This window comes from Methylobacterium sp. WL120 (assembly GCF_008039465.1).
Classification (GTDB): Bacteria; Pseudomonadota; Alphaproteobacteria; order Rhizobiales; family Beijerinckiaceae; genus Methylobacterium; species Methylobacterium cerastii.
This window is the reverse complement of sequence record NZ_VRUT01000253.1, coordinates 1-4,289: the sequence shown is the minus strand read 5'-3', so window position 1 is coordinate 4,289 and position 4,289 is coordinate 1. Positions and strand designations below refer to the sequence as shown.

The following is a 4,289-nucleotide window of genomic DNA, read 5'->3' as shown; positions in this document are numbered from 1 at the left end:
ACCCGCCGCCGGAACGCCCCCTCGACATCCGCCCGCCGCCCGCGCAGCCGTGAGGGCTATCTACGTCTCAAGGAGACGCAATAGGCTTCGCACATCCCTGCTTCTGGCGCCTTGATGTGCGCGCATCCCCTCGCCCCGCACGGATCTCGGGCTTGCCCGAGATCCGAACCTGCCTGCCGAAGTCGGGCAGGCCCGACTTCGGTGGGGGAGAGGGCTTTGACGACCTCGTCGTCGGCAAAGCGAGGCGGCAGCCGACGGTGAGGGGGCTGAGCCGGAGGAGGCTCTTCCGGAAGCTCCCCCTCACCGTCGCTTCGGCTTCGCCGACGCTACCCGGCTGCACGACGGGGTGCAGCCGGGCCTCTCCCCGCCTGCGGGGAGAGGGGGGAGCCGCGCGTCATCCGAGGCTGTGCGGAATCGGTGAATCGGGAACCTGGGAAGGGGGACATCTCCCGCGTCAGGATGTTCGGCACGGTGGCAGCCGAACGCCGCCTCTCCCTCACGCCTTGCCCACCGCCGCCAACGCGAAGCCGTAGATCAGCGCCACCTCTTCAAGCCGGTCGAAGCGGCCGGCGGCGCCGCCGTGGCCGGCTTCCATGTTGGTGCGCAGCAGGACCGGGCCGCCGCCGGTCATGGTCGCGCGCAGGCGCGCCACCCATTTGGCCGGCTCCCAATAGGTCACCCGCGGGTCGGTGAGGCCGCCGAGCGCCAGGATCGCCGGGTAGGCCTTGGCCGCGACGTTGTCGTAGGGCGAGTACGACAGGATGGTCCGGAACGCCGCCTCGCTCTCGGCCGGGTTTCCCCATTCCGGCCATTCCGGCGGTGTCAGCGGCAGCTCGGCGTCGAGCATGGTGTTGAGCACGTCGACGAAGGGCACGTCGGCGACGATGCCGGCGAACAGCTCCGGGGCGAGGTTGGCCACCGCCCCCATCAGCATGCCGCCGGCGCTGCCGCCATGCGCCACGATCTTCTTTTCCGAGGTGTACCGTGCGTGGATCAAGGCACGGGCGCAGGCGACGAAGTCGGAGAAGGTGTTGGGCTTCTTCTCGCGCTTGCCGTCGAGGTACCAGCGCCAGCCCTTCTCGGTGCCGCCGCGGATGTGGGCGATGGCGTAGACGAAGCCGCGGTCGACGAGGCTCAGCAGGTTGGTGCGGAACGCCGCCGGCATCAGCGTGCCGTAGGCGCCGTAACCGTAGAGCAGAAGCGGCGCCGTCCCATCGAGGACGAGGTCGCGCCGGTGCAGCAGCGAGATCGGCACCTGCGCCCCGTCCGGGGCGGTCGCGAACAGCCGCCGCGTGACGTAGTCCTCGGGCGCGTGCCCGCTCGGGATGGTCTGACGCTTGCGCAGGGCGCGGGAGCGGGTGGCGCAATCGTAGTCCCAGGTCTCCGTCGGCGTCGTCATCGAGGAATAGGCGAAGCGGATCGTCGCCGTCTCGAACTCGTAGCCGGGCTGGAGGCCCAGCGAGTAGGCCTCCTCCGCGAACGCCACCGCGTGCTCCTCGGCGGTCGCGAGGTCGCGCACGATGATCCGCGGCCGGGCGTTCTCGACCTCGAGGCGGACGAGGTGGTCGGCGAGCAGATGCAGGTGGCGGATCATGGTGCCGGCGCGGTGCGGCACCAGGTCGGCCCAGTGCCTTCGGCCCGGTTCGGCCACCGGGGTGGTGACGACCTTGAAGTCCTCGGCGCCGTCGGCGTTGGTGAGGATGTAGAGGTCCGCGCCGCGATGCTCGACCGAGTAGATCAGCAGCGGCTCGCGCGGCTGCACCACGCGCAGGCGCCCGTCCGGCGCGGCGCGGTCGAGGAGGTGGACCTCCGAGGTCTCGTGGTCGCTCGCGGTGATGGTGAGGTAGGCGCCCGACTGCGTCGCCCCGATGTGGACGAAGAACCCGGAATCGCGCTCGACGTAGACCGTGGCGTCGTCCGCCTGCTCGGTGCCGAGGCGGTGGTACATCACCCGCGCCGGCCGGTGGTTGGCGTCGACCGCGACGTACCAGAACCCGGCGCCGTCGGCCGACCAGACCGCCTCGCCGGAGGTCGCCTCGACGCGGTCGGCCGTGTCCGTCCCTGTCGCGAGGTCGCGCACCCGGATCGCGTGCAGCTCCGAGCCCTTGGTGTCGACGCCCCAGGCGAGGCGGGCATGGTCGTCGGAATGGGCGGCCCCGGCGATCTCGAAGAAGGCCAGGCCCTCGCCCTCCTTGTCGCCGTCGATCAGGATCTCTTCCGCCCCCGCGTCGTCGCCGGCCGCGGATGGGCGGCGGCAGACCAGGGGGTGCTGCCCGCCGTCGCGGTGGCGGGTGTAGTAGGCGAACGGCCCGTCCGGCGTCGGCACGCCGCTGTCGTCCTCGCGGATGCGCCCGCGCATCTCGGCGACCAAAGTTTTGCGCAGCGGCGCCGCGCCGGCGAGCGCCGCCTCGGCGTAGGCGTTCTCGGACCTCAAGTAGTCGCCGATGTCGGCCGGCAGCGCCGACGGGTCCTTGAGGACGTCCTGCCAGTTCTCGGCCTTCAACCAGGCGTAGTCATCCGACAGGGTGCGCCCGTGGACGACGAAGCTGTGCGGCCGGCGCTGCGCACGCGGCGCGTCGGAGGCGGGCGGGACGTGGGCCGTGTCGAACGCCATTGGAGATTTCCCGTGGAGAACTTGCGCGAACCTGGGCATGTGCCGTGCGGCCCGGCCCCGGACAAGGCCCGGCGTGCAATGGTCTCGCCCCGGCTTGGTGCCGGCCGCGTTGTCCTCCGCAGGTTCTGCAATCTGGGGTAGAGCCGAATCGGTGGGATGCTTCGCCCTTGAGTAGGCATCGCTTTAGCCGATTTCGTTAAGCTGAAATATCCTTCCGGATAGTTGACGTTGCGTATCCGAACTGTCGTCGAGCAACTTGCGGGCGATCTGCAAATATCCTAATGAGATGTCGTCGCGGGGAGGGGTCCCCGCATTTTACTCAGCACTTGCGGGCGGGCCGAACATTGCTGCGGGAATGCCCGCATCCTGGCGAGAGACGGCGGGGCCGACGGCCCGCGCCGCCCAAGACCCGTCGACAGCCTGAGCGTCCAGAGGACATGGCCGAACATGAACGACACTGAAACCACGGTCGACTACGTGGAACTCGCAGCCGACATCGTGTCGGCCTACGTCAGCAACAACCCGGTCCCCCCGGGCGAGCTGGCCCAGCTGATCACCCGCATCCACGCGTCGCTGATGCAGGTCGCCGGCGGACAGGCCGAGGCCGAGGTGCCCGCCGGCCCGCTGACCCCCGCCGTGCCGGTGAAGAAGTCCGTCACCGCCGACCACATCATCTGCCTGGAGGACGGCCGGACCTTCAAGTCGCTCAAGCGCCACCTGCGCGCCAAGTACGACATGAGCCCGGAGCAGTATCGCGCCAAGTGGGGCCTGCCGCCGGACTACCCGATGGTCGCGCCGAACTACGCCAAGGCCCGCTCCGACCTCGCCAAGGCGATCGGCCTCGGCCAGACCCGCTCGGGCAATTACGACGAAGCCGCCTGAGACCGCCATGCGGAGCGCCGGGGCACGGTTTACCCGCGTCCCGCGCGATCTCGAGCGTCTTCCGTGATCTCCGGATCACGGTAGACGCTCTCTTTCGTCGTGCGGTCGCGTTTTCTTCACGCAAGCCGACATCCACGCGCTGGACAATGCGCGCGATGGGCACGAACCTTGCGCGTCACCGTGCCTGGTTCTGCGAGCGGTTTGTCCCCATGAGCGATGCCAAGATGTCGACTGAGGCGGTCCCGACCGACGACCTCGGCAAGGCGAACGACGTCCTCGCCGAATGGGCCGCCCGCTCGGCCGCCGACAGCGACGCCCTGGTCGAGCGCCTCGCCGGGATGGGCTACGACGTCCGCGGAAAGTCCGAGGACGAGATCGCCGAGGTGCTGAAGCATCCGCCGGCGAAGCCCGGCGCCGACCCTGCACCCTAGGGTGCGTGACGCTCCACAGCGTCGTGGTCGTCAAGTCTTGATCTAGGACGATTTTCAGGACTCTCCTGTTTCCTTCGCCGTGACGAAGACCGTTCGCGTTGGGAACAAAACATGAACAAACCCTCTCAGGCTCGGACCGCTCGCCTGGCTCCTCGCCCCCTTGCCCGCCCGGTCGCCCTGCCGCGCGCGGAGGCCGCGATCGGGCGTGCCGGCGAGCGGCTGCTGGCGGCCTTGGCCGCCGACGGCGCCTACGCCTTCCCGGATCCGGTCGAGGACGCGATGCTGATCGTGCGCTGCGGCGGCGGCGTCTCGCTGGGCGGCGGCCGCTTCCCGGCGGCGTCCGGCGAGCGCCTGCTCGCCGC

General features: G+C 69.9%; 3 protein-coding genes and 1 pseudogene. 3 read left to right on the top strand and 1 reads right to left on the bottom strand.

Annotated elements, in window-relative coordinates; translation table 11 throughout:
* Window positions 1-496: 496 nt before the first annotated feature.
* Entirely contained in the window at window positions 497-2,614 is a 2,118-nt protein-coding gene (locus FV229_RS25560; RefSeq protein ID WP_147754614.1) for a S9 family peptidase, read from the bottom strand.
* Between the two features lie 447 nt (window positions 2,615-3,061).
* Here FV229_RS25560 and FV229_RS25555 point away from each other — a divergent pair, with 447 nt between their 5' ends.
* From FV229_RS25555 to FV229_RS25545, 3 genes and pseudogenes are all read left to right on the top strand, one after another.
* Window positions 3,062-3,496: a MucR family transcriptional regulator gene (locus FV229_RS25555; RefSeq protein WP_147754613.1), complete on the top strand. Its 435-nt coding sequence runs from the start codon at window positions 3,062-3,064 to the stop codon at window positions 3,494-3,496.
* A 224-nt stretch (window positions 3,497-3,720) separates the two neighbouring features.
* On the top strand, window positions 3,721-3,927 hold the full coding sequence (locus FV229_RS25550; RefSeq protein ID WP_147754615.1) for a hypothetical protein: 207 nt from the start codon (window positions 3,721-3,723) through the stop codon (window positions 3,925-3,927).
* A gap of 111 nt (window positions 3,928-4,038) precedes the next feature.
* Window positions 4,039-4,289 (top strand): annotated as a pseudogene (locus FV229_RS25545) (ATPase); the annotation flags it as partial.